The sequence below is a fragment of the Streptococcus sp. E24BD genome (genome assembly GCF_041807825.1).
GTDB lineage: Bacteria > Bacillota > Bacilli > Lactobacillales > Streptococcaceae > Streptococcus > Streptococcus entericus.
Map to the genome: position 1 here is coordinate 62,514 of NZ_JBGTZB010000002.1, position 24,602 is coordinate 87,115.

The following is a 24,602-nucleotide window of genomic DNA, read 5'->3' on the forward strand; positions in this document are numbered from 1 at the left end:
TCGGTATAGACCAAAAGGAGACATCATGAAAATCATTCGTGTGAAGGACAGCGTTGAAGGCGGCAGGGTTGCTTTTGAACTGCTCAAGGAAAAATTAGCAGCTGGAGCTCAAACATTAGGACTTGCAACAGGTAGCACGCCAATCGAGTTTTACAAGCAAATCGTTGCCAGTGATCTTGATTTATCGGGGCTACGTAGCATTAACTTGGATGAGTATGTCGGACTGTCTGCTGACAACGACCAATCTTATCATCACTTTATGCACCAAAATCTCTTTCATGCTAAACCATTCAAAGAAAGCTTTTTGCCTAACGGCTTAGCAGAAGATTTGGACGCTGAAACCAAGCGCTACGATGCGCTTCTTGAGCAGTACCCTGTGGATTTGCAGATTTTAGGGATTGGCAACAACGGTCATATCGGCTTCAACGAACCAGGAACGCCTTTTGAAGCTAAAACACAGGTGGTTGACTTGGCTGAGGACACCATCAAGGCTAATGCTCGCTTCTTTGATGATGAAAGCGAGGTTCCACGCCAAGCCATTTCCATGGGCATCAGTAGCATTTTAGCAGCTAAGAGTATCATTTTGATGGCTTACGGGGCGGCAAAAGCTGACGCGATTGCTGGAATGGTCAATGGTCAGCCGACAAGGGATCTGCCTGCCAGCAGCTTGCAAAACCATCCAGAAGTCTATGTCATTGTCGATGATGCAGCTGCTAGCAAGTTAGATTAAGAGTAGTAATGAGGCTGGGACCAAAGTCCTGGTCTTTTTAACAAGGCTTATGAGCTGTTCCAGATTGAATAAGAGAAATAACCAGTTAACAGGTGGTCGGCTTATTTACAAGTGTTATGGCACTTCTTTTTCTTATTTTTTGACGAATAAGACAATAGGAGGTGAAGAGGTGTTAGTCGCTATGCGTTCAGATGGTCGTCTGGTCAATGTTTTGGAGGAGGCTTGTTCCAAAAGAGAGACTTATCGGTGCCCTGCTTGTCAGGCACCTGTCTGTTTCAAGCAGGGGAAGGTCATGCGACCACACTTTGCTCACATTCGCTTGGCAGATTGTCAATTTTTCCATGAAAATGAATCCGCAGAGCACTTGGAATTAAAAGCCGCTCTCTATCGCAGTTTATCGGCCCACGGGATTTCAGTGGAGATTGAGGCGGTTTTGCCTGAGTTGGGACAGGTGGCAGATTTATTGATTAATGGCAGCTTGGTTTTGGAAGTTCAGTGCAGTCGATTGAGCCTTGTGCGTTTAAGAGAGCGAACAGTAGCCTATCAGCAGGCAGGCTACCAAGTTATCTGGCTACTGGGAAAAAAGCTCTGGCTAGGGCAAACAGCCAGCCAACTTCATCGTCAGATGGCTAATTTTTCACAAAATATGGGGATTTATCTCTGGGAGTTGGATGCCGTTAAGCAGGAATTACGGTTGCGGTATTTGTTGCACGAAGACTTAACTGGTCGCCTGCAAGGGCTGGTGATGAGCCGCCCCTTAAGCGGTGATGTGATGGATTTTCTGCGGCAGCCTTTTGCCAGTCAGCGACTTGCTCAGTTGACGGTAGCTATGTTACCGGACCCCGCCGCCTATGTTCAGCGCCAGCTTGTTCAGAAAAATACCAGATGGCTGGAGCGTCAGGCGCAAGCTTACACGCGAGGGGATAATCTTTTAACCTGGTCAGCGGCAGCTTTTTACCCTCAGGTGCAGCCTATGGCTGTGGAGGGGCTTGATTTGGGGCGATATTTGGCACAATTTACAGCTTTTTATGAGAAAAATGAGGCAACGAGCAGACAAACCCTTTATCCTCCGCGATTTTATGCTATAATGGAGAACAGAACAATAGGAAAGGAATAATGATTTATGTCAGAAAATCGGACACATCTTGATGTCAAGCACACTTGGGACTTGACCACTATTTTCCCAACAGATGAGGCGTGGGAGGCGGAGTTTGAAGCTTTACAGACTGATGTTGAATCAGCAGTAGCGTATCAAGGGCATTTGCTGGACTCGGCGGCTAGTCTTTTGGAAATCACAGAAGCTCAGTTAGGCTTAGCGCGTCGCATCGAAAAACTCTATGTCTATGCTTCCATGAAAAATGATGAGGACACGACAGTTGCTAAGTATCAGGAGTTCCAAGCTAAAGCACTGTCAGTTTATGCGGCATTCAGTGGAACGTTTGCCTTCTATGAACCAGAGTTTATGACCATCACAGAGGAGCAGTACCAGGAGTTTCTGTCAGAAGAAGCAGGACTTGCGCTTTATAAGCACTATTTTGAGCGCTTATTCCAACAAAAAGAACATGTTCTATCACAGGCAGAAGAAGAGCTTTTGGCTGGCGCCAGCGAGATTTTCGGTTCCGCATCCGAGACCTTCTCCATTTTAGATAATGCGGATATCCTTTTCCCAATAGTACCAGATGGTGAGGGTGGTGTAGTCGAGTTGACTCATGGGACTTACATCAAATTGTTGGAAAATAAGGACCGTGATGTCCGCCGTGAGGCCTATGAAGGTTTGTATAGTGTTTACGAGCAGTTCCAACACACCTATGCCAAGACGTTACAAACCAATGTCAAGGTTCACAACTACAAGGCCAAGGTCAGAAAATACGCCTCTGCCCGTCAAGCGGCTCTAGCAGCCAATTTTATCCCAGAGTCTGTTTATGAGACCTTGGTTGAAACAGTTAACAAACACCTGCCCTTGCTGCATCGCTACATCAAACTCCGTCAGGATATCCTTGACTTGCCTGACCTCAAGATGTATGATCTCCTAACCCCGCTGTCAGAAACTGACCTCTCAATGACCTATGAGGAAGCGTTGACCAAGGGACAAGAAGTCTTGTCTATTTTTGGAGAGGATTATGCCCGTCGGGTTAAGGAGGCGTTTGAGAACCGTTGGATTGATGTTCACGAGAACAAGGGCAAGCGCTCTGGTGCTTATTCTGGTGGGTCTTACGATACCAATGCTTTTATGCTGCTCAACTGGCAAGACAACCTCAACAACTTCTACACCTTGCTTCACGAGACGGGTCACAGCATGCACTCCATGTACACTCGTGAGAACCAGCCGTATGTGTACGGTGATTACTCTATTTTCTTAGCAGAGATTGCCTCAACGACTAATGAGAATATCCTGACTGAAGCCCTCCTGCAAGAGGTGACGGATGAGAAGGTTCGCTTTGCTATTCTCAATAACTACCTTGATGGTTTCCGTGGTACCATCTTCCGTCAAACCCAGTTTGCTGAGTTTGAAGATGCTATCCACAAGGCTGATCAAGCTGGAGAAGTGCTGACCAGTGACTACCTCAACAAGCTCTATGCGGATATCAATGAGAAGTACTATGGTCTCTCTGCTGAGGACAATCCGCAAATTCAGTATGAGTGGGCGCGTATTCCGCACTTCTACTATAACTACTATGTTTATCAGTATGCAACAGGCTTTGCAGCTGCTAATTTCTTGGCAGATAAGATTGTCTATGGCACACAAGAGGATAAGGATAAGTATCTGGACTACCTCAAGGCTGGTAACTCAGATTACCCACTCAACGTCATCAAAAAAGCTGGTGTTGATATGGAAGAAGTGGACTATCTTGAAGCAGCCTTCGCTGTTTTTGAGAAACGCTTGATCGAGTTGGAAGAGTTGGTTGCAAAAGGTGCACACAAATAGATGATAAAAGGGCGGCTGACTGCCCTTTTTCGTTAAGGAGGGATAACCGATGGACATTAGACGATTAGCAGTAACTGATGAAGTTGCTTTTCTCGATTTTAACCTCCTTTTAGTGGCGGAACGTGAAGCAGGAAATGGGTTTGTTGAAACCAGACCAGTTACTGATTTTCTAGCCTTCTACGAAAAGACCAGACGAGAGGAAACAACAACTGCCAACCCTGACTGGTCAACGTCAACCAATTATTACGCCTTTATCGGTGATGAGATAGCTGGACGAATCGGTTGTCGTTGGGAATTGGATAAGGGGGATTTAGCGACTGTGGGTGGCCATATCGGCTATGTTACTTCACCCAAGTTTCGGCAGCAGGGGGTTATGAGGACTCTGCTCCGCTATGCCCTTGACCGCTACGAGGAAAGAGGAATTAACCGTGTCTTTATCACTGCTTTGGCGGACAATCTGCCCAGTTGCAAGACGATTGAGAGTGTCGGCGGTGTGTTGCAGGACATTATCACTCTTAAGGACGGAAAAACCTTAGCCCGCTATTGGGTGACGAGATAAGAAAACCCCACTCTCAACTATCTATCGAGAGTGGGGTTGATTTTAGCGCTCAGATACAGCTGTAAACCGTTGGCGGATGAAACGGGCGTTTTCCAGCTCATCAACCATGGCCAAGGCGTAGTCGGCATAGCTGATGTAGCTCTCACCAGCAGCGTTGAGGATGAGTTCTTCGCCACCAAGGGTATAAGCCCCTGTTGCCCGTCCGTCTGGATCAAAGGTCATTGCTGGACTGAAATAGGTCCAAGCGACCGTTGAAAATAGGCGTAGAACAGCAAGCCCAGCATTTGAGGCCTGAATAAAGGGAACAAAATCCTCGGGAAATTCAGGCTGGCTGGTGTGGCTATCATCTAGATAGAGACTGCCAGCACCGCCGACAACAAGGAGACGGGTGTCACTGTCTGACAAGAGGCGGGCAATGTGACGATGCCCTTCCTCAAAGAGATGAAAGAGGTCTGGTGTCCAAAAACCTGTTGCAATGATAAGGGCGTCCAGACCCGCGACATCTGCTGTCGTGATGGAGAGGATGTCTTTTTCGATGACAGGTGTTAGGTCCGTTTTTTGAGCATCGCGGACGATGGCTGTGACCTCATGACCGCGCTTGAGAGCTTCTTGAGCAATGCGTTTGCCAGCTTTTCCGTTGGCACCGATAATGGCAATTTTCATAGAGTCTACCTACCTTTTTTGACAAAATTGTGTTATAATCGATTACACCACTATTTTAACAAGTTAGTAGAAAATAACAAGTAGGTTTTTTATGAATAGTTAGTATCTTTTGGGATAGAAATGGATGATATAAAGGAGAAAAAGATGGAATTATTTGGCAAGTGCCCGTTTGTAACCACGCAAAAACTCATTTCAGGGAAATGGGCGATTTTGATTTTGCATCATTTGGATGGACAGACCAAGCGATTTGGGGAACTCCAACGAGATCTGGGAGAAATTACCCAATCAACCCTGACCAAGCAATTACGCTATCTAGAAGACGAGGGCTTGATTACACGAACGGTTTACCCAGAAGTCCCGCCTCGGGTTGAGTATCGCTTAACAGCGATTGGGCAGGAATTTCACGCTGTCTTAGAGCAAATCGAGGTCTGGGGTGGGAAGTATATTAGAACACTCAAAGAGGGAAATTAGAATGACAAAAACCGCGTTTATTTGGGATTTTGACGGTACTCTAGCAGATTCTTATCCAGCCATTATGATCGTGCTAAAACAGCTCTATGCGCAGCATGGCTGGGCTTTCGATGAGACGGAAGTTGGGGAGTTTATCCTTCGGACTTCCGTTAAACACTTGTTGGAGACTCAAGCAAAGAAGGCTGATTTAGAAGGTGATGATCTCCAACTGATGGCTAGTTTTATGGCAGGGCAGGAGCAGTTAGATGACCAGATTATCCTGATGCCAGGTGCTCTAGACGTTCTGGCTCAGACAGCTTCTGCTGGTGTCCATCACTTTATCTATACCCACAAGGGAGCAACGACTGATGCGGTCCTCGAACGCCTGGGCATTGCTGATTATTTCACTGAGGTGATTAACAGCACTCACGGCTTTGCCAGAAAACCAGAGCCGGATGCTCTTTTCTATCTTTTGGACAAGTATGGACTGGACAAAACCCAGACCTACTATATTGGTGACCGTTCTCTGGATAGGGAAGCTGCCGAGCGGGCAGGAATTCACTCCATTAATCTGACCCAGCCAGACAGTCCAACCAATACCAACATTGAACACTTACGGGATATTTTGGCACTACCGATTTTCTAGTAAATATGGTACAATCGTCTTATGGTAAAAACATATAATGAACACTCCAATAACAACATGAGACGCCCCGTGGTCAAGCCTGAAATTGTTGATTTTATGCGACACCAGCAGGCGCCGGTTACTGGTCATCTGGCAGAGCTTGAGGCTTTTGCCAAGGCACACAATGTCCCTGTGATTCCCCATGAGACAGTGGCTTATTTTCGCTTTCTCTTGCAGACCTTGCAACCCAAGCAGATTTTAGAAGTCGGAACGGCTATCGGCTTTTCAGCTCTACTCATGGCTGATAATGCCCCGTCTGCCCAAATCACGACCATCGACCGCAATCCTGAGATGATTGAGCTGGCTAAGGCTAATTTTTCCAAGTATGATCATTGCCAGCAAATTACCCTCTTGGAGGGCGATGCGGTGGATCTTTTGGGTGGATTGACGGAAACTTATGACCTCGCCTTTATGGATTCTGCTAAATCCAAGTACATCGTCTTTCTCCCTGAAATCCTCAAGCGATTAAGGGTCGGCGGTGTCGTCGTCATTGACGACGTATTTCAAGGCGGTGACGTTGCTCTGCCATTTGACCAAATCCACCGTGGACAACGGGCTATCTACAAGGGACTTCACAAGCTCTTTGAGGCGACCCTGAATCACCCTGATTTGACAGCAACTTTACTGCCACTAGGTGACGGGCTTTTGATGATTCGTAAAAACGCAGAAAATATTGTCCTTCCAGACTAAGTTATTTTTAAGAAAATGTGCTATAATGATAGGGTTAAGATTGAAAAGGAGTAACTAATCATGAAAAAACGCTTTGTGATGGGAGCTTTGACGCTTCTGTCGGTAACAACGCTGGCAGCTTGTGCCAAGGGGGCAACAGAAGAGACGAAGTTGGTCACAATGAAAGGTGACACGATTACAGTTTCTGATTTCTATGCAGAGGTTAAGAAAACATCTGCTGCTCAACAAGCTATGCTGACCTTGATTTTATCACGAGTTTTTGAGGAACAATATGGTGATAAAGTGTCCGAGGAAAAAGTTACTGAAGCCTATAACAAGACAGCAGAGCAGTACGGCGACAACTTTGCTAATGCTCTGGCTCAAGTCGGCTTGACAACAGAGACTTATAAGCAAGAATTGCGCAAAAATTTACTGCTGGAATATGCGGTAGAAGAAGCTGCCAAAAAAGAAATCACTGACGAAACCTATGCCAAGGCCTTTGAAACTTATACCCCAGAAATTACAGCACAAGTTATTCTCCTCCAAACAGAGGATGAAGCAAAAGCTGTTTTAGAGCAAGTTAAGGCTCAAGGCGCTGACTTTGCAGCGATTGCCAAGGAAAAAACCAAGGCTTCTGAGACGGAGTATAAGTTTGATAGTGCAGAAAACAATCTTCCTGCAGAAGTGCGTGCAGCAGCTGCGAAGCTTGATGTTAACGGTATCTCAGAGATTGTCCCTGTCACTAACCAGCAGACCTTTACGACAGGCTACTACATTATCAAGACAACGGCTAAGACAGAGAAGGCTTCTGATTGGAAGACATATAAAAATCGTTTGGAATTGATGCTTCTTGCTGAGAAAAAGGCTGACAGCAATTTCCAACGTCAAGTGGTTGCGGCAGCTTTGGAGAAGGCAAATGTTAAAATCAAAGACGATGCTTTCGCCAATATTTTATCAGCTTATGCGGCAACAGATGCTGTAGCGTCATCAAGTGCCGAAACCAGCAACAGTTCAGCAGAAACCTCTAGTTCAGAGGAAAAATCAGAATAAGGTAAGAATGAGTGTTAACCATCAATGTTCAGAAAGCTGGCGGCTGTTGTGAGCCAGTCATTGATTAACATGTCTGCTACTTACTAAGAAAATCAAATAAAGAAGAGGATGACAAGGTCATTGAATGAGGGTGGTACCGCGGTTTTTCGCCCCTCGTTTGATGGTTTTGTCATTTTTTGAGGAATGGTGCAAGATGAAGAAGTTCTATATTAAGCAAAGATTTTGGTCCTTGGCAGGCAAATTTCAGGTTAAAGACCAGCATAATCAGCCGCACTATGAGGTAGCCGGTTCCTTGCTCAAGTGGCTCAAAGAATTTACCATCACGGATATGGCTGGTCAGGAGGTCGCTCGGATTAAGCGGCAGTGGACGTGGTTTTTGCCACGCTTTACCATTACCTTAGCCAGTGGGGAGCAGTTTGCCCTGCAAAAGGAGTTTAGCTGGTTTCGCCCGCGCTATCGGATTGAGGGACTAGATATGGTTGTTCAGGGTGATTTCTGGGATATGGACTTCACCCTAAAAAAAGGCGGTCGCAAGATTGCAGACATCAATCAAGAATGGTTTCGTCTCACCTCGACCTACCAAGTGACGGTTCATGAGGAAGCCTACAGCGATTTGGTAATTGCCCTTGTTATTGCCATTGACTACGTTAAGGAAACAGAAGCGGCAGCTAGCGCTAGCTCAGCCGCTAATTAAAGGAGATATTGATAATGAGATACATGACATCAGCTGAAGTACGCCAAATGTGGCTGGATTTCTTTGCCTCAAAAGGCCACAGCGTTGAGCCATCAGCCAATTTGGTGCCGGTCAACGACCCAACCCTGCTCTGGATCAATTCTGGGGTTGCAACTTTGAAAAAATATTTTGACGGGACGGTAAATCCTGAAAATCCACGGATTACCAATGCTCAAAAATCCATCCGTACTAATGACATTGAAAATGTCGGTAAGACCGCTCGTCACCACACCATGTTTGAGATGTTGGGCAACTTTTCTATTGGGGATTATTTCCGTGATGAGGCCATTGCTTTTGCCTTTGAGCTCTTGACCAGCCCAGACTGGTTTGCTATGCCTTTGGACAAGCTCTACATGACTTATTATCCTGCGGATACGGATTCTTACAATCGCTGGATTGAGCTGGGGGTTGACCCTAGCCACCTGATTCCTCTGGAGGATAATTTCTGGGAAATCGGTGCTGGACCATCAGGACCAGACACAGAGATTTTCTTTGACCGTGGAACAGACTTTGACCCAGAAAACATCGGGATTCGCCTGCTAGAAGAGGACATTGAAAACGACCGTTACATCGAGATTTGGAATGTGGTGCTGTCCCAGTTCAACGCTGATCCTGCGGTTCCACGCAGCGAGTACAAGGAACTGCCAAATAAAAACATCGATACGGGAGCTGGTCTGGAGCGTCTGGTCTCCATTTTCCAAGGGGCTAAGACCAACTTTGAGACCGACCTCTTCCTGCCGATTATCGAGCGAGTGGAAGCCATGTCTGGTAAGACCTATGACCCTGATGGCGACAACATGAGCTTCAAGGTTATCGCTGACCATATCCGTGCCCTCAGTTTTGCCATCGGTGATGGGGCTCTGCCTGGAAACGAAGGGCGTGGCTACGTTCTTCGTCGCCTCCTCCGTCGTGCGGTCATGCACGGTCGCCGTCTCGGCATTGATAAGCCCTTCCTTTACGAGCTGGTCGTGACAGTGGGCGAGATCATGAAGAGCTACTACCCAGAAATCCTTGAAAAACGTGACTTCATTGAGAAAATTGTCAAGCGAGAAGAAGAAACTTTTGCTCGCACCATTGACGCAGGGTCTGTTCACTTGGAAGAGCTCTTGGCAGATTTGAAAAAAGCAGGGCAGGCCACCGTGTCTGGTCAGGATATTTTCAAACTCTATGACACCTATGGTTTCCCTGTTGAGTTGACCGAAGAATTGGCAGAGGATGCTGGCTTTGCCATTGACCACGAGGGCTTCAAGGCAGCCATGAAAGAGCAGCAAGACCGCGCTCGTGCTAGCGTGGTAAAAGGTGGCTCTATGGGCATGCAAAACGAGACGTTGGCTGCGCTGGTTGAGCCATCCACCTTTATCTACGGAGAGACTAGCTTGACGAGCCCGCTCTCTGTCATCATCGCTGACAATGAAAGGACAGAAGCCATCTCTGAGGGACAAGCGCTGTTGCTCTTTGAGCAAACGCCGTTTTATGCGGAGATGGGTGGTCAGGTGGCTGACCACGGTGTGATTAAAAATGACAAGGGTGACACGGTGGCGAAGGTCATTGATGTCCAAAAGGCGCCGAATGGACAGCCGCTCCACACCGTAGAAGTATTGGCTAGCCTGTCTGTTGGTACAAGCTATGTGCTGGAGATTGATAAGGCACGCCGTCAGGCGGTGGAGAAAAACCATACTGCGACGCACTTGCTCCATGCAGCCCTCCACGACATCATCGGTGAGCATGCGACCCAAGCAGGCTCCCTTAACGAAGCTGGTTTCCTTCGCTTTGACTTTACCCACTTTGAGGCGGTGACAGCAGAAGAGCTCCGCCGTATCGAGGAGCAGGTTAATGAGAAAATTTGGGAGGCCCTTCCTGTTGTGACCGTTGAAACGGATGTGGAGACGGCAAAAGGCATGGGAGCCATGGCTCTCTTTGGCGAGAAGTACGGCAAGGTTGTGCGTGTCGTGACCATTGGCGACTATTCCATCGAGCTTTGTGGGGGAACCCATGTCGGCAATACCGCTGAAATCGGCCTCTTCAAGATTGTCAAAGAAGAGGGAATCGGCTCTGGAACTCGTCGTCTCCTAGCGGTGACAGGTCGCGAAGCCTTCTTGGCTTACCGTGAGCAAGAGGACGCCCTCAAGACCATTGCGGCAACCTTGAAAGCTCCGCAACTGAAAGAGGTGCCAAATAAGGTCGCTAGCCTGCAAGCCGACCTCCGTGAGTTGCAAAAAGAAAATGCCAGTCTGAAAGAAAAAGCTGCAGCAGCGGCAGCTGGTGACCTCTTTAAGGAGGTCAAGGAAGCAAACGATCTTCACTACATTGCTAGTCAAGTTGATGTTGCTGATGTAGGGGCTCTTCGCACTTTTGCAGACAATTGGAAGCAGGGAGACTACTCAGATGTCTTGGTTCTGGTAGCGGCTATCGGAGACAAGGTAAACCTCCTTGTCGCTAGCAAGTCAGCAAACGCCCACGCTGGCAATCTGGTTAAGGCGCTCGCTCCTATCATCAACGGTCGTGGTGGCGGTAAGCCAGACATGGCCATGGCAGGAGGAGCTGACGCTAGCAAGATAGCGGACTTACTGGCAGCTGTTGGTGAGAATTTATAGTAGTGCAGAGGCTGGGACAAATGTCCTAACCTTCCCTTTTTGTTATTGTTAACAAAGTTAGACGCAGTGGTTGGGTGCTTCAAGGTGCCTGTGCCTTGAAGGTGGCAACTCTACTCTCTAATGTTCTGGTGTTATCACCTGAACAGCCCTAACGAATGAGGAAAGCAATATTTCCCAAATTTCAAACCTCAAATCGCCACTTCTTAACTGTTGAAGCCATGCGGAGGTGGGATAAAAAGGTCAGGATGCCTTTTTATCGGGAAATGAAACTTGCTGAGCAAGTGTCAAAAACGGTCTGGGAGAGATCGTTTTAGCCCGAACCCTAGATATTTGACAGGTGGGGAGGCATCAACTACTAATCAATGACCGATTGAGTCCCGCTCTCAGACTTGAGAAAAAGTCGTTTAGACTGTTTTCTTCAGTCTTTTTTGCTACTCAGTTGTGCAGGATAGCTACTCGTGAGAAAATGATAGTAGACTTGCATTATTGGTGAATAGCTATAAAAGTAGGAATCGTTTTTAACAGGTAGCGATGTTATGCTTCTTTTGATATCAGAAAAACGATATCTTAGCTCATGATATGGCAAGTGATATTCCAGTAAGTCTTTGGAACTCAAACCTACGTCCGTATCTTTCTCATGCAAAGTATGGTATAATAGAAGACAAAGAAACGAGGTTATCATGTCATTTAAGGATTTTAATTTTAAGCCCTTTATCCAAGTAGCGTTGGACGAGGTGAACTTTATTCAGCCGACAGGAGTGCAGCAAAAGCTGATTCCTGTGGTGCGTTCGGGTCGCGACTTGGTCGGCGAGTCAAAGACTGGTTCCGGTAAGACCCACACTTTCCTCTTGCCTATTTTTGAAAAGATTGATCCAGCGGTGGACCACGTACAGGTGGTCATCACAGCACCGTCTCGAGAGCTGGCAACCCAGATTTACCAAGCTACTCGTCAGATTGCAACACACTCGGCTGAGGAGATTCGGGTGGTCAACTATGTCGGTGGCACAGATAAACTCCGCCAAATTGAGAAGCTAACTAGTAGCCAGCCTCACATTGTCATCGGGACGCCGGGTCGGATTTATGACTTGGTCAAATCAGGTGATTTGGGTATCCATAAGGCACATACCTTTGTCGTGGACGAAGCCGATATGACCTTAGACATGGGCTTCTTAGACACGGTAGATAAGATCGCGGCTAGCCTGCCCAAGCAGGTGCAAATCCTGGTCTTCTCAGCGACGATTCCACAGAAGCTCCAGCCCTTTCTCAAAAAATACCTAACCAACCCTGTCATGGAGCAAATCAAGACCAAAACAGTCATCGCAGACACCATTGACAACTGGCTGGTCTCCACCAAAGGGCGGGATAAGAATGCTCAGATTTTGGCGATTGCAAAGACTCTACAGCCTTACTTGGCCATGATTTTCGTCAACACCAAGGAGCGAGCGGACGACCTTCACGGCTATCTGGTCGCCAATGGGCTCAAGGTAGCTAAAATCCATGGTGGCATTCAGCCCCGTGAGCGCAAACGCATTATGGCGCAGGTCAAGCACTTAGACTACGAGTACATCGTAGCGACTGATTTAGCAGCGCGCGGTATCGACATTGAGGGGGTCAGTCACGTCATCAATGATGCCATTCCTCAAGATTTGTCCTTCTTTGTTCACCGAGTGGGGCGAACGGGTCGCAATGGCTTGCGCGGCACAGCTATCACCCTCTATCACCCGAGCGATGACAGCGATATTCGTGAGCTAGAGAAACTTGGCGTGACGTTTACACCAAAAACCATCAAAGATGGCGAAATCATTGATACCTACGACCGCGATCGTCGAGTCAATCGGGAAAAATCTCATGAGAAACTCGACATCGAGATGATTGGTTTGGTTAAAAAGAAAAAGAAGAAAATCAAACCAGGCTACAAGAAAAAAATCCAGTGGGCGGTCAAAGAAAAACGCCGTAAGGAAAAACGCATTGAAGCTCGTGCCAAAGGCAGAGCCGAGCGCAAAGCTAAAAAGCAAAGTTTTTAAGTTGTTTTTCCTGAATGTGAAGAAAACAAATAAAGATTGAAGAGGTGGCGTTTGAGCCTATTCTTCAATCTTTTTGTTGTTGCTGATAGAAAGTGGTAACACAATCATTGGAAACAAGCCTCTTTTGGGATCATAATAAAAGCAATCTATTACAATAGGAAGGTGGTGTTCGCTATGGAACGGTACTTGGTTTGGATGGGAATTGCAATTATTCAACTTATGATTATCATATTGTTGAATAATCAAAAAAGTCATTTGGCAAATCAGTTGACCCATTTACTCTTAGAGCCTAGGTCGGAGGACAGGTTTTTGCGCTAATTAAAAACTGATTCAGAGCCTGATCGCATCAAAAAAATCAATCAACAATATGCCGTTGGACTTGCTAATTCGGTAAAAATTGCTAAAGATGTGGACTAATGATAGCAGTTGCTTATGACAGAACAGACATTCCCTAGAAAAGGTGATAAAATGACCAAATAATTAGTGTTATTGGATTTAGAGTGATCGAAAGTTATTGTCCTGTCGATGCGGACAGTCGACAATCAAGAGGTGGATGATCAGGTTACTCAGTCCTTATAAGAGACCATTGCCATCGTGAAACAAGAGAAGTATCACGGACTGGTCTTGGAAACTAGACTTGGAAAGGCTCGTCAGAGTTTTGCTGATTTGGTGATTAAAAAGGTCATTCGCTTGACCCCCTGAGGAGCGACAAGTTTGGGAAAATTTCAAGGAAAGAGAGGGCAATCAGGCGACCAAAAATGGCATGTTAGGCTATTTAGCCAGTGCTTTTCATGGGTTTAGGTGATCACTTGTTTATCTTTACAAACCAGATGCGGTGGCATCTGGTTTTTTCTTCATAAGATTTTCCTATCGTGTCTATTAGAACTAACTATTAGAAAATAGAGGAAGAATGTGATAGACTAGTATAATTAGTAGCAGTTCCATGTAAACTTTTGGAACGTTAGAAAGGAACCTATCCTATGTTTTTAGTAGCCGTACCAGCATGGTATCAGGAGTTTTTAGAATGGATTCCAGCTGGTAAATTATTTAGTTGGCGAGCGGTATTTGATGCCCTGCCAAAGATTTTAGAACGTCTCCCTGTGACCTTGGGGCTGACGTTTGCAGGAGCATGTTTCGGCTTGGTACTAGCTCTGCTATTTGCCATCGTCAAAATCAATCGGGTCAAGGTGCTTTACCCAATCCAAGCGGTTTTTGTGAGTTTTTTGCGGGGGACGCCCGTTCTGGTGCAACTTATGCTGACCTACTACGGGATTCCGCTGGTGCTCAAAGCCATCAATACGAAGTATGGGTTTAACTTTAATATTAACGATATTCCTGCACAGGTTTTTGCCATCACTGCCTTTGCTTTTAATGAAGCAGCCTACACCAGCGAGACCCTTCGGGCAGCGATTTTATCGGTCAATCCTGGTGAGATTGAAGCAGCGAGGAGTCTTGGCATGACCGAGGCTCAGGTCTACCGTCGGGTAATCATTCCCCATGCGGCGGTGGTCGCAACCCCCACACTCATCAATACCCTGATTGGTTTGACCAAGGGCACATCGTTAGCCTTTAACGCAGGGATCGTGGAAATGTTTGCTCAGGCTCAGATTTTGGGTGGGAGTGACTACCGTTATTTCGAGCGCTTCATCTCTGTTGCCTTGATTTACTGGGGGATTAGCATTATCATCGAAAATATCGGTCGTTTGATCGAGAAGAAGATGGAAATCAAGTCACCAGACCGTGTGGAAGGAGGACGAGTACATGATTAAAATCAGCAACCTCTCAAAGGAATTTTCTGGACAAACTGTCTTGGACAACCTCAATTTGACCATCGAGAAAGGGGAGGTTATCGCCCTGGTCGGTGCATCAGGAGCAGGTAAATCGACCTTTTTACGGTCGCTCAATTACTTGGAAAAGCCTGACACAGGCAGTATTGACATTGACGGTTTTACCGTTGATTTCGGCAAGATTAGTAAGGAACAGGTGTTGACCTTGCGTCGCAAATTAGCCATGGTGTTCCAGCAATTCAACCTCTTTGAACGTCGGACGGCCCTTGATAATGTTAAAGAAGGCCTTAAACTGGTCAAGAAACTCTCCGACGAAGAAGCGACAGCTATCGCCAAAGAAGAGTTGGCAAAAGTCGGCCTAGCCGACCGTATGGGGCACTACCCCAAACATCTCTCTGGCGGTCAGAAACAGCGGGTTGCTATTGCTCGGGCATTGGCCATGAAACCTGATGTCTTGCTTCTGGACGAGCCCACCTCAGCCCTTGACCCTGAGCTGGTCGGTGAAGTTGAAAAATCCATCGCAGCAGCAGCCAAGAACGGTCAAACCATGATTTTGGTCAGTCACGACATGGGCTTTGTCTACGAAGTGGCAGATAAGGTACTTTTCCTTGAAAAAGGGAAAATTTTGGAAGAAGGCACGCCAGATCAGATTTTTAACCAGCCGAAACATGAGCGAACAAGAGAGTTTTTCGCTAACTATAAGAAGAATTTTAATTAGTCGAAAAAAGCAAGAAGTTTTGATATAATGAGAATACTCCTTTTTAGTGAGTATTTTTATGATGTGGAGACAAGGACATGCTGGCAGAGATTTTTGGTTTTTATTTACAAGGGCTGGGTCTTTCGGCGATAACAGCAGTTGTTCTGGGAGGGCTATGGTTACTCTACCGCGCGGCTAGGGGATTGGACGATAGTCAAAAACAACGCCGTCGAGTGCTTTATGAGCTGTCTCTTATGCTGCTGATGACGATTCCGGTCATGGCCTTCGCCTTTATGGCTATTTTGTTAATGGTGAAATCTTAAAAATAAATAAGGAAGTAAACGATATGTACGATACGATTATTATTGGTAGTGGGCCTGCGGGCATGACTGCTGCCCTCTATGCAGCACGTAGTAACTTAAAAACAGCACTGATTGAGCAGGGGGCACCTGGTGGTCAGATGAATAACACCCTGGACATTGAAAACTACCCAGGTTTTGACCTGATTACAGGACCAGAATTGTCCATGAAAATGCACGAACCCTTAGAAAAAATGGGTGTTGAAAACCTTTACGGTATTGTCACTGGTATTGAGGACAAGGGTGACCATAAATTGGTGAAAACAGCTGACACGACCTATGAGACGAAGACAGTCATTGTGGCGACAGGAGCCAAGCACCGTCTCTTGGGAGCACCTGGTGAGGATACCTATACTAGCCGTGGGGTCTCCTACTGTGCGGTCTGCGATGGGGCATTCTTCCGAGGACAAGACCTATTGGTTGTCGGTGGTGGAGACTCTGCTGTTGAAGAGGCCCTCTTTCTGACACGATTTGCTTCTAGTGTGACCATTATTCACCGACGTGATGAACTTCGTGCCCAAAAAGTTTTGCAAGACAGAGCCTTTGCTAACGATAAGATTAAGTTTATCTGGGACAGTGTCGTTAAGGAAATTAAAGGCAGTGACATCAAGGTTGATAGTGTTTTGGTGGAGAATGTCAAAACTGGTGAGCTGTCTGAACATGCCTTTGGCGGGGTCTTTATCTATGTTGGTCTAGACCCGGTTTCAGGTATGGTTGACGGTCTTGGCATTACAGATGATCAAGGGTGGATTGTGACAGATGAGCTGATGCGTACAGTGGTACCTGGAATTTTTGCCATCGGTGATGTTCGTCAAAAACACCTGCGTCAGATTACAACTGCTGTGGGTGATGGCGCCATCGCTGGTCAGCAGGCTTATCAGTACATTGTGGAACACGGATAAAAGAGCCTGTTCTTGTTATTGAGTAAAAGTTCACAAAAATAGCCCTCTTGGGCTATTTTTGGTATAATGGTGAGGTGAAAACTAGCTCTGCTATGTCCAGAAAAGGAGAAAATATGCTATACCCAGATGACAGTTTAACCCTGCATACGGATTTGTACCAGATTAACATGATGCAAGTCTATTTTAAGCAAGGTATTCACAACAAGCATGCGGTCTTTGAGGCTTACTTCCGAAAGCTCCCCTTTAACAATGGTTATGCCGTGTTTGCAGGCTTGGAGCGCTTGGTCAAGTACCTGCAGAATTTACGTTTTACGGAGACAGACATCGCTTACCTGCGGGAGATGAGCTATGATGAGGACTATCTGGCTTATCTAACAGACTTTAAGCTCCAGCTAACGGTTCGGTCGGCGCGTGAGGGGGACTTGGTCTTTGCCAATGAGCCCTTGGTGCAGATTGAAGGCCCGCTAGCCCATTGCCAGTTGATTGAGACCGCCCTGCTCAACATCATCAATTTCCAGACCTTGATTGCGACCAAGGCAGCTCGGATTAAGGCTGTTATCGAAGATGAGCCGCTGTTGGAATTTGGAACACGTCGGGCTCAGGAGATGGACGCTGCCATCTGGGGAACACGAGCAGCTGTTATCGGTGGGGCTGACGGAACCAGCAATGTGCGGGCAGGCAAGATTTTTGGCATTCCTGTCCTTGGAACCCATGCTCACGCTTTGGTCCAGACTTATGGTGATGATTACAAGGCCTTTAAGGCCTATGCCGAGACCCACTACGACTGTGTTTTCCTAGTTGACACCTATGATACCCTTCGAGTTGGGGTGCCTGCGGCCATCGATGTCGCTAAAGAGTTTGGGGATAAGATTAACTTTAAAGGAGTGAGACTGGATTCGGGTGATATGGCCTACCTGTCTAAGAAAGTCCGTCAACAGCTAGACGATGCTGGCTTCCCAAATGCTAAAATCTACGCCTCAAACGACCTTGATGAGAATACCATCCTCAACCTCAAGATGCAAAAGGCCAAAATTGATGTCTGGGGCGTCGGCACCAAACTGATTACTGCCTATGACCAGCCAGCTCTTGGTGCGGTTTATAAGATTGTCTCCATCGAAAACGACGAAGGGCGCATGGTTGATACCATCAAGCTCTCCAGCAACGCCGAAAAAGTCTCCACACCAGGTAAGAAACAAGTCTGGCGCATCACCAGCTGTGCCAAAGGCAAGTCAGAAGGGGACTACATCACCTATGCCGATGTCGATGTGACCAGTATGGATGAGATTTTTATGTTCCATCCCGTTTACACCTACATCAATAAGACGGTGCGTGAGTTCGAAGCCAGACCGCTCTTGATTGACATCTTCAAAGACGGTGAGCTGGTCTATGACCTGCCGAGCCTTGAGGAGATTAAAGAGTACAGCCGCCAGCAATACGACCAACTCTGGGACGAGTACAAGCGGATTCTCAACCCGCAGCCTTATCCAGTTGACCTCGCTCAAGACGTCTGGGATAACAAGATGAAGATTATCGATGACCTCCGCAAGAAAGCACAAGAACAAGCAAAGGAGAACGGGCAATGAGTTTACAAGACGAGATTATCAAGGAATTAGGGGTCAAACCTGTTATCGACCCTGCAGCAGAAATTCGCCGCTCCATCGACTTTCTAAAGGCTTATCTGCGCAAACACCCCTTTCTTAAAAGTTTGGTATTGGGCATTTCAGGTGGGCAGGATTCGACTCTCGCTGGGCGCCTGGCCCAGCTCGCCATCGCAGAGCTCCGTCAGGAGACAAGCGATGACAGTTATCAGTTCATCGCTGTGCGTCTGCCTTATGGTATCCAAGCAGATGAAGCAGATGCTCAAAAAGCCTTAGCCTTTATCCAACCGGACCAAACCCTGACGGTCAATATCAAGGAAGGGGTTGATGGCATTGTTGCTGGTTTAGCAGCAGCTGGACAGTACATCTCAGACTTCAATAAGGGCAACATCAAGGCCAGAATGCGCATGATTGCCCAGTACGCAATTGCAGGAGATAACAAGGGTGCCGTCATCGGAACGGATCATGCTGCTGAGAATATCACAGGTTTCTTTACCAAGTTTGGCGATGGTGGCGCAGACATTCTGCCTCTCTTTCGTCTCAATAAGCGGCAAGGCAAGCAACTCTTGCAAGAACTAGGAGCAGACCCTGCTCTCTACAACAAAGTCCCCATTGCAGACCTCGAAGAAAACAAGCCTCAGCAGGCTGACGAAGTGGCGCTCGGTGTCACCTACACGGCTATTGACGACTACCTTGAAGGTAAGACCATCGCAGAGCAAGACCGCCAGATTATTGAAAATTGGTGGCATAAGACCCAGCACAAACGCCATCTGCCGATTACAATTTTTGATGAGTTTTGGAAATAGCTGAGCGGCCTCTCGGTGTCTTAGTCTAATATGATGAAGTAACAAATATATAAAGAGATTTGGCTTTGATTGTCTAAAGCCAAATTTTTTAGTGTTGTGGTGAAAAGTTTGTCAGCAGATTCAGAGGCTTTCGTAGAGTCGCTGGTCAAAACTGACATTGGCTGTGATAACAATGCCTTATCGAAAACATGACAAATTCATTGCTACGTCAAAAACTCAGCCTTTCCTTTTATAAAAAATTGGAAATATGGTACAATAAAGGTTATGACAGTAGAATTTCATCATGTGACAGTACTTCTAAAAGAGACTGTGGATAGTCTTGCTATTAAGCCTGACGGTGTCTATGTTGATGCGACCTTGGGTGGCGCTGGGCATTCCAGTTACCTCTTATCTCAACTGAGTGATAAGGGGCATTTGTATTGCTTTGACCAAGATCAGGCAGCAATCGACCATGCAATGATAAGACTTAAGCCATACGTTGAAAAAGGGCAGGTGACCTTTATCCGAGCCAATTTTCGCCAGTTGAAGCAGGCTTTAGCAGCACATGGTGTGGCAGAAATCGATGGCATTATATATGATTTAGGGGTATCTAGTCCGCAGTTGGATGAGCGGGAGCGAGGATTTTCCTATAAAAAAGATGCGCCGTTAGATATGCGGATGAACCGCGACCAAGCTTTTTCTGCCTATGATGTGGTTAATGGTTATGACTACCATGATTTAGTAAGGATTTTTTTCAAGTATGGTGAGGATAAATTTGCCAAACAGATTGCCAGAAAAATCGAGCAAATCAGGCAAGTCAAACCAATCGAGACCACAACAGAACTGGCGGATATCATCAAATCTGCCAAACCAGCTAAAGAACTCAAGAAAAAAGGGCATCCTGCTAAGCAAATTTTTCAGGCTATTCGAATCGAGGTCAATGATGAATTAGGTGCAGCAGATGCCTCTATTCAGCAGGCCTTGGAACTGCTAGCTGTTGGGGGAAGAATTTCCGTCATCACCTTCCACTCCTTAGAAGATCGACTGACCAAACAGTTGTTTAAGGAGGCCTCAACTGTTGAAGTACCAAAAGGTCTCCCCTTTATCCCAGAAGACCTCCAGCCCATGGTTCGCTTGATCAATAGAAAACCGATATTACCATCTGAGGCTGAATTGATGACAAACAATCGAGCCCATTCCGCAAAATTACGGGTGGCTGAAAAAATAAGGAAGTAAAGCAAATGGCTAAGGAAAAGTATACTGAGGACCTCAGACGAGTGCTGGGGGATAAGATTAGAACCTTTTCAAGAATTGAGAAGACCTTTTACCTGTGTCTGGTTATCACTGGGATTATTATGGCAGTAAGTGTGGTTTACATGCAAATTCGACATCAGCAACTACAACAAGATATTACTGTTCTCAACAACAAGATCAATGACCAGAAGGATGAGTTGAACGATGCCAAGCAAGAAGTCAATGAATTAACACGGCTGGAACGCATTACCGACATTGTGACCAAATCAGATATAAAAACACAAAGTGGTAATTTACAGAAAGTGGATTAAGCATGAATAGATTTAAGAAATGGTTCTTGAGTTTTGTCTTGACGGATCGTCGCCAAACGCCAAAAGAAAACAGGAAACGTGTCGCACAAAATCTGATGATGTTGACCATTGTGATTTTCTTTGTTTTCATTATCAATTTTGCAGTGATTATCGGAACAGACAGCAAGTTTGGGGTCAAGTTATCTGAACTTGCTAAACAGGTTCACCAAGTTGAGCAACTCATTCCTGCTAAGCGGGGAACAATTTATGACCGTAATGGAGTGCCGATTGCAGAAGCCTCAACGACTTACACTGTCCATGCTGTGATTGATAAAAAGCACATAGATGTTGATGAGAAGCCTCTGTATGTTGAAAGCAAACATTTTCAGGCTGTTGCAGATGTTTTTCATGATGTTCTAGGTATCGAAAAAGACTACACCATCAGCCAGCTCAGTCAAGATGGGCTCGTTCAGGTTTCTTTTGGTGTCGGAGGGAGCAACATCTCCTACAGCAATATGAGAGTCATTACTGACGCTCTGAAAGAACGTGAGATTCAGGGAGTTCATTTTACAGGCAGTGCTAATCGAATGTACCCAAACGGTGCTTTTGCTTCTCAGTTTATCGGCTTGGCACAGCAACAAGAAAATAAAGACGGCAGTAAAAGCCTTATCGGTACAACAGGCATGGAGGCTTCGCTCAACAGTATCCTAGCGGGGCAAGACGGTATCGTTATTTATGAAAAGGATCGCGCCGGTTTACCCCAATTAGGCACTGGTCAGGTCAAACGGCAAGTCAAAGATGGGCAAGATGTTTATACAACCTTATCAGCACCTTTACAGATTAACCTTGAAACAGCTATGGATGAGTTTCAATCCAAAGCCAATGGTGTTTTTGCCAGTGCAACCTTAATCCATGCCAAAACAGGGCAAATTTTGGCAACAACTCAACGCCCTAGCTTTAATTCGGACACCAAGGAAGGTCTGGATGCAGAGGGCTTCTCGTGGAATAACGTCCTTTACCAGACCAATTATGAACCAGGTTCTACACTTAAGACCATAACGACAGCATCAGCTATTGATGCAGGAGTGTTTGACCCAAACCAAGCCTATTTTAACAATCAAATCCAGATTGCAGATGCCATCATTAAGGACTGGGATGTCAATTCAGGTGTCAGTGAGGGACGTTACATGACGATTGCTAATGCTCTGCCATTTTCCAGCAATATCGGGATGACGATTTTACAGCAAAAACTAGAAGATGCCCGCTGGCTGAACTACCTTGAAAAATTCCGTTTTGGCCTGCCAGCAAGGATTGGTATCGGTGGAGAAGCGACAGGTCTGCTTCCTGCGGATAATATTGTGACTTATGCGATGAGTTCCTTTGGGCAGGGGATTTCTGTGACTCAGCTCCAAATGTTGCGTGCCTTTACAGCCATCTCAAACGATGGTGTCATGGTGCAACCGCAGTTTATCAAACGTCTGTACGATCCTAATACGGACACCAACCGTGTTGCAACAACTGAAGTGATGGGTAATCCTGTATCCAAGGAAGCTACTGATCAAACACTTGAGTATATGGTACAAGTGGGCACAGATCCTTACTTTGGAACCATGTTCTACCCTAGTGCGGGCGGTCCTCTGATTCGGGTCAATGGTTACTCGATTGCAGTTAAGTCAGGAACTGCTGAAATTGCCAATCCAGATGGCGGTGGTTATTTGACTGGAGAGAATGACTATATCCACTCGGTGGTTGCCATGTTGCCTGCTGAAGATCCTGAGTTTATCATGTACACAACCATTCAGCAGCCGCGTGAGAGGTGGTCAGGTCTTTACTGGCAAAACCTGATAAATCCAATCTTGGAAGAAGCCATGTTTATCAAAGATAGTCTTGATACAACTGACCACTCGAATGAGACAGAAGTGACAGCCTACAAACTGCCTAAATTAAAAGGCGAAAACCCAGGTGATACAGCAGATGAATTGCGGCGTCACTTGCTACACCCTGTTATTTTAGGAAATGGTAATAAAATTAGTAAGGTGTCAGCTCAGGAAGGAACAGACTTGGCACCAGGTCATCAGATTTTGCTCTTGACCAACAAATTCGACACCATGCCAGATCTTTATGGCTGGACCGAAGAAAATGTCAAGCTGTTTGCAGAGTGGACAGGGATTGAACTAGAAATCAAGGGAACTGGTCGTGTGGTTAAACAAAATCAGGCCTTAGGGACGACCTTGTCAACGGTGAAAAAATTAACCGTTACACTTGGTGATGATTAGATGAAAGGAATAATGATGATTGCAGGTATTGTGGCAGGACTAGTAGCTTTTGGGCTAGTGGTGCTCCTTATGCCCTCGTTTATGAGGTTTTACAAGCTCAAAAAAATCGGTGGTCAGCAGATGCACGCCGATGTGAAACAGCATCTTGAAAAAGCTGGGACCCCTACTATGGGAGGCACTGTCTTTATCCTCGTTTCTCTCTTGGTAGCAGGTATTTTTGGTGCGCTTCTTTATAAGGGAACACCTCAGTTGGGGGCGATTTTTGGCAATCTGCTGGTGCTTTTCATTTACGGCACTATCGGGTTTTTGGACGATTTTCTGAAAATTTTCAAAAAAATCAACGAAGGCCTGACACCGAAGCAAAAGTTAGCCTTACAGATTTTTGGTGGTCTCGTGTTTTATCTGGTGCATGTGCTACCGAGCGGTACAGATAGTCTAAATATTTTGGGGATTGAGCTTCATCTTGGCATCTTTTATCTGGCATTTCTCTTGTTTTGGTTGGTTGGTTTTTCAAATGCGGTTAACCTGACAGATGGCATCGATGGTCTGTCGTCAATTTCGGTGGTGATTAGTCTTCTGGCTTATAGTGTCATCGCTGTGCAGCAAAAGCAGTTTGATGTTCTTTTGCTCAATCTGACTGTGGTAGGTGGTCTTCTGGGCTTCTTTGTCTTTAATAAAAAGCCTGCCAAGGTTTTCATGGGAGATGTGGGGAGCCTTGCTCTGGGTGCCTTATTAGCGTCTATTTCCATTACCTTGCGCCAAGAGTGGACCTTGCTACTGATTGGTCTTGTCTATGTGATTGAAACCCTTTCAGTTATGTTACAGGTTACCTACTTCAAATACACCAAGAAGAAATATGGTGAAGGGCGACGTATTTTCCGCATGACCCCCTTTCATCATCACCTTGAACTCGGTGGCTTGTCAGGCAAAGGGGATAAGTGGAGTGAATGGCAGGTTGATGCCTTCCTCTGGTCACTGGGGGCGCTGTCAAGTCTCCTTGTGCTAGCAGGTCTATATCTCTTTTGAGTAAAAACAGATGACTGAGACAGATGATTATGATTTCATAGCGAGGTGATTTCTCTAGATGCCTAGAGAGGTCGCTTCGTTTTTTGATTTCCGCCAGTGAGCATACGTTGTCGTTCTAAGTTGCTCTGTTAAAGTTGCCGATACAGAGTTGAATCATCTTAAGGAGAATGGGTCTCAGTTGGCAATTTGTAGCATTCGATTTTTCCTCACCTGTCAACTTTCTAGGGCTCGGGCTAAAATCGTTTCTCAGACTGTTTCACTCCCACGCCTGAAAATTTGAGCAGGTCTTATACTCAGCTGACGCCATCATCGTATTGATGAAGAAACTAGAGCTATCCGCTACTATCCTCACAAAGCCTAGTAGAATCGTCTTGATTAAATATAGCATATTGTACAAGAGACTATCTCTGATTTCTATATAAAAACTCTCCCTACCGCCAGTGAACCGCACCCCAAAAGTTAGACAGATAATCTAACGAATGGGGTGCTTTTTTATGAAATTGAGCTACGAAGATAAATTAAATCTCTATGAGCTAAGAAATAAA

Annotated in this window: 22 protein-coding genes; 21 read left to right on the forward strand and 1 reads right to left on the reverse strand. The window is 46.0% G+C overall.

The features are described 5' to 3' along the window. Positions 1-25 precede the first annotated feature (25 nt). The 4 genes from ACERC5_RS00850 (at position 26) to ACERC5_RS00865 (ending at position 4,215) form a co-directional block, all read left to right on the forward strand. A complete protein-coding gene (locus tag ACERC5_RS00850; protein WP_373658057.1) occupies positions 26-730 on the forward strand; it encodes a glucosamine-6-phosphate deaminase in 705 nt (234 codons plus the stop codon). A 169-nt stretch (positions 731-899) separates the two neighbouring features. Further along, on the forward strand, positions 900-1,847 hold the full coding sequence (locus ACERC5_RS00855; protein ID WP_373658058.1) for a competence protein CoiA: 948 nt from the start codon (positions 900-902) through the stop codon (positions 1,845-1,847). Between the two features lie 6 nt (positions 1,848-1,853). Continuing rightward, positions 1,854-3,656 (forward strand): oligoendopeptidase F, encoded by a 1,803-nt coding sequence (gene pepF / locus ACERC5_RS00860; protein WP_373658059.1) that lies wholly within the window; start codon positions 1,854-1,856, stop codon positions 3,654-3,656. A 49-nt stretch (positions 3,657-3,705) separates the two neighbouring features. Beyond that, on the forward strand, positions 3,706-4,215 hold the full coding sequence (locus tag ACERC5_RS00865; RefSeq protein WP_373658060.1) for a GNAT family N-acetyltransferase: 510 nt from the start codon (positions 3,706-3,708) through the stop codon (positions 4,213-4,215). A gap of 42 nt (positions 4,216-4,257) precedes the next feature. Here ACERC5_RS00865 and ACERC5_RS00870 read toward each other — a convergent pair whose 3' ends face one another. Beyond that, positions 4,258-4,878, reverse strand: a complete 621-nt coding sequence (locus ACERC5_RS00870) for an NAD(P)-dependent oxidoreductase (RefSeq protein ID WP_373658061.1) — start codon at positions 4,876-4,878, stop codon at positions 4,258-4,260. Between the two features lie 144 nt (positions 4,879-5,022). Here ACERC5_RS00870 and ACERC5_RS00875 point away from each other — a divergent pair, with 144 nt between their 5' ends. The 17 genes from ACERC5_RS00875 (at position 5,023) to mraY (ending at position 24,057) form a co-directional block, all read left to right on the forward strand. Beyond that, on the forward strand, positions 5,023-5,349 hold the full coding sequence (locus ACERC5_RS00875; RefSeq protein ID WP_373658062.1) for a winged helix-turn-helix transcriptional regulator: 327 nt from the start codon (positions 5,023-5,025) through the stop codon (positions 5,347-5,349). Position 5,350: 1 nt separating this feature from the next. Continuing rightward, positions 5,351-5,974, forward strand: a complete 624-nt coding sequence (locus tag ACERC5_RS00880) for an HAD-IA family hydrolase (RefSeq protein ID WP_373658063.1) — start codon at positions 5,351-5,353, stop codon at positions 5,972-5,974. 21 nt (positions 5,975-5,995) lie between these two features. Beyond that, positions 5,996-6,703, forward strand: a complete 708-nt coding sequence (locus ACERC5_RS00885) for an O-methyltransferase (RefSeq protein WP_373658064.1) — start codon at positions 5,996-5,998, stop codon at positions 6,701-6,703. A 60-nt stretch (positions 6,704-6,763) separates the two neighbouring features. Beyond that, entirely contained in the window at positions 6,764-7,732 is a 969-nt protein-coding gene (locus tag ACERC5_RS00890; RefSeq protein ID WP_373658065.1) for a peptidyl-prolyl cis-trans isomerase, read from the forward strand. Between the two features lie 193 nt (positions 7,733-7,925). Continuing rightward, positions 7,926-8,426, forward strand: coding sequence for an LURP-one-related/scramblase family protein (locus tag ACERC5_RS00895; RefSeq protein ID WP_373658066.1), 501 nt, complete (start codon positions 7,926-7,928; stop codon positions 8,424-8,426). Between the two features lie 14 nt (positions 8,427-8,440). Continuing rightward, positions 8,441-11,059 (forward strand): alanine--tRNA ligase, encoded by a 2,619-nt coding sequence (gene alaS / locus ACERC5_RS00900; protein WP_373658067.1) that lies wholly within the window; start codon positions 8,441-8,443, stop codon positions 11,057-11,059. A 680-nt stretch (positions 11,060-11,739) separates the two neighbouring features. Next, positions 11,740-13,083 carry a DEAD/DEAH box helicase gene (locus ACERC5_RS00905; RefSeq protein WP_373658068.1) on the forward strand — a complete coding sequence of 448 codons (1,344 nt, stop codon included), beginning with the start codon at positions 11,740-11,742 and terminating at the stop codon, positions 13,081-13,083. A 980-nt stretch (positions 13,084-14,063) separates the two neighbouring features. Further along, positions 14,064-14,852 (forward strand): amino acid ABC transporter permease, encoded by a 789-nt coding sequence (locus ACERC5_RS00910; protein ID WP_373658069.1) that lies wholly within the window; start codon positions 14,064-14,066, stop codon positions 14,850-14,852. Next, positions 14,845-15,588 (forward strand): amino acid ABC transporter ATP-binding protein, encoded by a 744-nt coding sequence (locus tag ACERC5_RS00915; protein WP_373658070.1) that lies wholly within the window; start codon positions 14,845-14,847, stop codon positions 15,586-15,588. Before ACERC5_RS00910 ends, ACERC5_RS00915 begins: the two co-directional genes overlap by 8 nt. A gap of 77 nt (positions 15,589-15,665) precedes the next feature. Beyond that, positions 15,666-15,890, forward strand: coding sequence for a DUF4059 family protein (locus ACERC5_RS00920; RefSeq protein WP_373658071.1), 225 nt, complete (start codon positions 15,666-15,668; stop codon positions 15,888-15,890). 23 nt (positions 15,891-15,913) lie between these two features. Beyond that, the gene (trxB, locus tag ACERC5_RS00925) at positions 15,914-16,828 is read left to right on the forward strand and encodes a thioredoxin-disulfide reductase (protein WP_373658072.1); all 915 of its coding nucleotides are present in this window, start codon (positions 15,914-15,916) and stop codon (positions 16,826-16,828) included. A gap of 113 nt (positions 16,829-16,941) precedes the next feature. Beyond that, a complete protein-coding gene (locus tag ACERC5_RS00930; RefSeq protein WP_373659936.1) occupies positions 16,942-18,411 on the forward strand; it encodes a nicotinate phosphoribosyltransferase in 1,470 nt (489 codons plus the stop codon). After that, entirely contained in the window at positions 18,408-19,232 is an 825-nt protein-coding gene (nadE, locus tag ACERC5_RS00935; protein WP_373658074.1) for an ammonia-dependent NAD(+) synthetase, read from the forward strand. Before ACERC5_RS00930 ends, nadE begins: the two co-directional genes overlap by 4 nt. 264 nt (positions 19,233-19,496) lie before the next feature. Further along, complete coding sequence (gene rsmH / locus ACERC5_RS00940; RefSeq protein ID WP_373658075.1) at positions 19,497-20,447, forward strand: 16S rRNA (cytosine(1402)-N(4))-methyltransferase RsmH; 951 nt, start codon at positions 19,497-19,499, stop codon at positions 20,445-20,447. Between the two features lie 5 nt (positions 20,448-20,452). Continuing rightward, positions 20,453-20,776, forward strand: a complete 324-nt coding sequence (gene ftsL, locus ACERC5_RS00945; protein ID WP_373658076.1) for a cell division protein FtsL — start codon at positions 20,453-20,455, stop codon at positions 20,774-20,776. A 2-nt stretch (positions 20,777-20,778) separates the two neighbouring features. Next, complete coding sequence (gene pbp2X / locus ACERC5_RS00950; protein ID WP_373659938.1) at positions 20,779-23,031, forward strand: penicillin-binding protein PBP2X; 2,253 nt, start codon at positions 20,779-20,781, stop codon at positions 23,029-23,031. Between the two features lie 15 nt (positions 23,032-23,046). Next, on the forward strand, positions 23,047-24,057 hold the full coding sequence (gene mraY / locus ACERC5_RS00955; protein ID WP_373658080.1) for a phospho-N-acetylmuramoyl-pentapeptide-transferase: 1,011 nt from the start codon (positions 23,047-23,049) through the stop codon (positions 24,055-24,057). Positions 24,058-24,602 lie beyond the last annotated feature (545 nt).

Bases quoted from the DNA above. Each gene is read 5' to 3' on its own strand.
- ACERC5_RS00905 (WP_373658068.1), top strand. From the start codon at position 11,740: ATGTCATTTAAGGATTTTAATTTTAAGCCCTTTATCCAAGTAGCGTTG.
- mraY (WP_373658080.1), top strand. From the start codon at position 23,047: ATGATTGCAGGTATTGTGGCAGGACTAGTAGCTTTTGGGCTAGTGGTG.
- nadE (WP_373658074.1), top strand. From the start codon at position 18,408: ATGAGTTTACAAGACGAGATTATCAAGGAATTAGGGGTCAAACCTGTT.
- alaS (WP_373658067.1), top strand. From the start codon at position 8,441: ATGAGATACATGACATCAGCTGAAGTACGCCAAATGTGGCTGGATTTC.
- pepF (WP_373658059.1), top strand. From the start codon at position 1,854: ATGTCAGAAAATCGGACACATCTTGATGTCAAGCACACTTGGGACTTG.
- ACERC5_RS00875 (WP_373658062.1), top strand. From the start codon at position 5,023: ATGGAATTATTTGGCAAGTGCCCGTTTGTAACCACGCAAAAACTCATT.
- ACERC5_RS00895 (WP_373658066.1), top strand. From the start codon at position 7,926: ATGAAGAAGTTCTATATTAAGCAAAGATTTTGGTCCTTGGCAGGCAAA.
- ftsL (WP_373658076.1), top strand. From the start codon at position 20,453: ATGGCTAAGGAAAAGTATACTGAGGACCTCAGACGAGTGCTGGGGGAT.
- ACERC5_RS00930 (WP_373659936.1), top strand. From the start codon at position 16,942: ATGCTATACCCAGATGACAGTTTAACCCTGCATACGGATTTGTACCAG.
- ACERC5_RS00890 (WP_373658065.1), top strand. From the start codon at position 6,764: ATGAAAAAACGCTTTGTGATGGGAGCTTTGACGCTTCTGTCGGTAACA.
- rsmH (WP_373658075.1), top strand. From the start codon at position 19,497: ATGACAGTAGAATTTCATCATGTGACAGTACTTCTAAAAGAGACTGTG.
- ACERC5_RS00885 (WP_373658064.1), top strand. From the start codon at position 5,996: ATGGTAAAAACATATAATGAACACTCCAATAACAACATGAGACGCCCC.
- ACERC5_RS00910 (WP_373658069.1), top strand. From the start codon at position 14,064: ATGTTTTTAGTAGCCGTACCAGCATGGTATCAGGAGTTTTTAGAATGG.
- ACERC5_RS00865 (WP_373658060.1), top strand. From the start codon at position 3,706: ATGGACATTAGACGATTAGCAGTAACTGATGAAGTTGCTTTTCTCGAT.
- ACERC5_RS00915 (WP_373658070.1), top strand. From the start codon at position 14,845: ATGATTAAAATCAGCAACCTCTCAAAGGAATTTTCTGGACAAACTGTC.
- pbp2X (WP_373659938.1), top strand. From the start codon at position 20,779: ATGAATAGATTTAAGAAATGGTTCTTGAGTTTTGTCTTGACGGATCGT.
- ACERC5_RS00850 (WP_373658057.1), top strand. From the start codon at position 26: ATGAAAATCATTCGTGTGAAGGACAGCGTTGAAGGCGGCAGGGTTGCT.
- ACERC5_RS00880 (WP_373658063.1), top strand. From the start codon at position 5,351: ATGACAAAAACCGCGTTTATTTGGGATTTTGACGGTACTCTAGCAGAT.
- trxB (WP_373658072.1), top strand. From the start codon at position 15,914: ATGTACGATACGATTATTATTGGTAGTGGGCCTGCGGGCATGACTGCT.
- ACERC5_RS00870 (WP_373658061.1), bottom strand. From the start codon at position 4,878: ATGAAAATTGCCATTATCGGTGCCAACGGAAAAGCTGGCAAACGCATT.
- ACERC5_RS00920 (WP_373658071.1), top strand. From the start codon at position 15,666: ATGCTGGCAGAGATTTTTGGTTTTTATTTACAAGGGCTGGGTCTTTCG.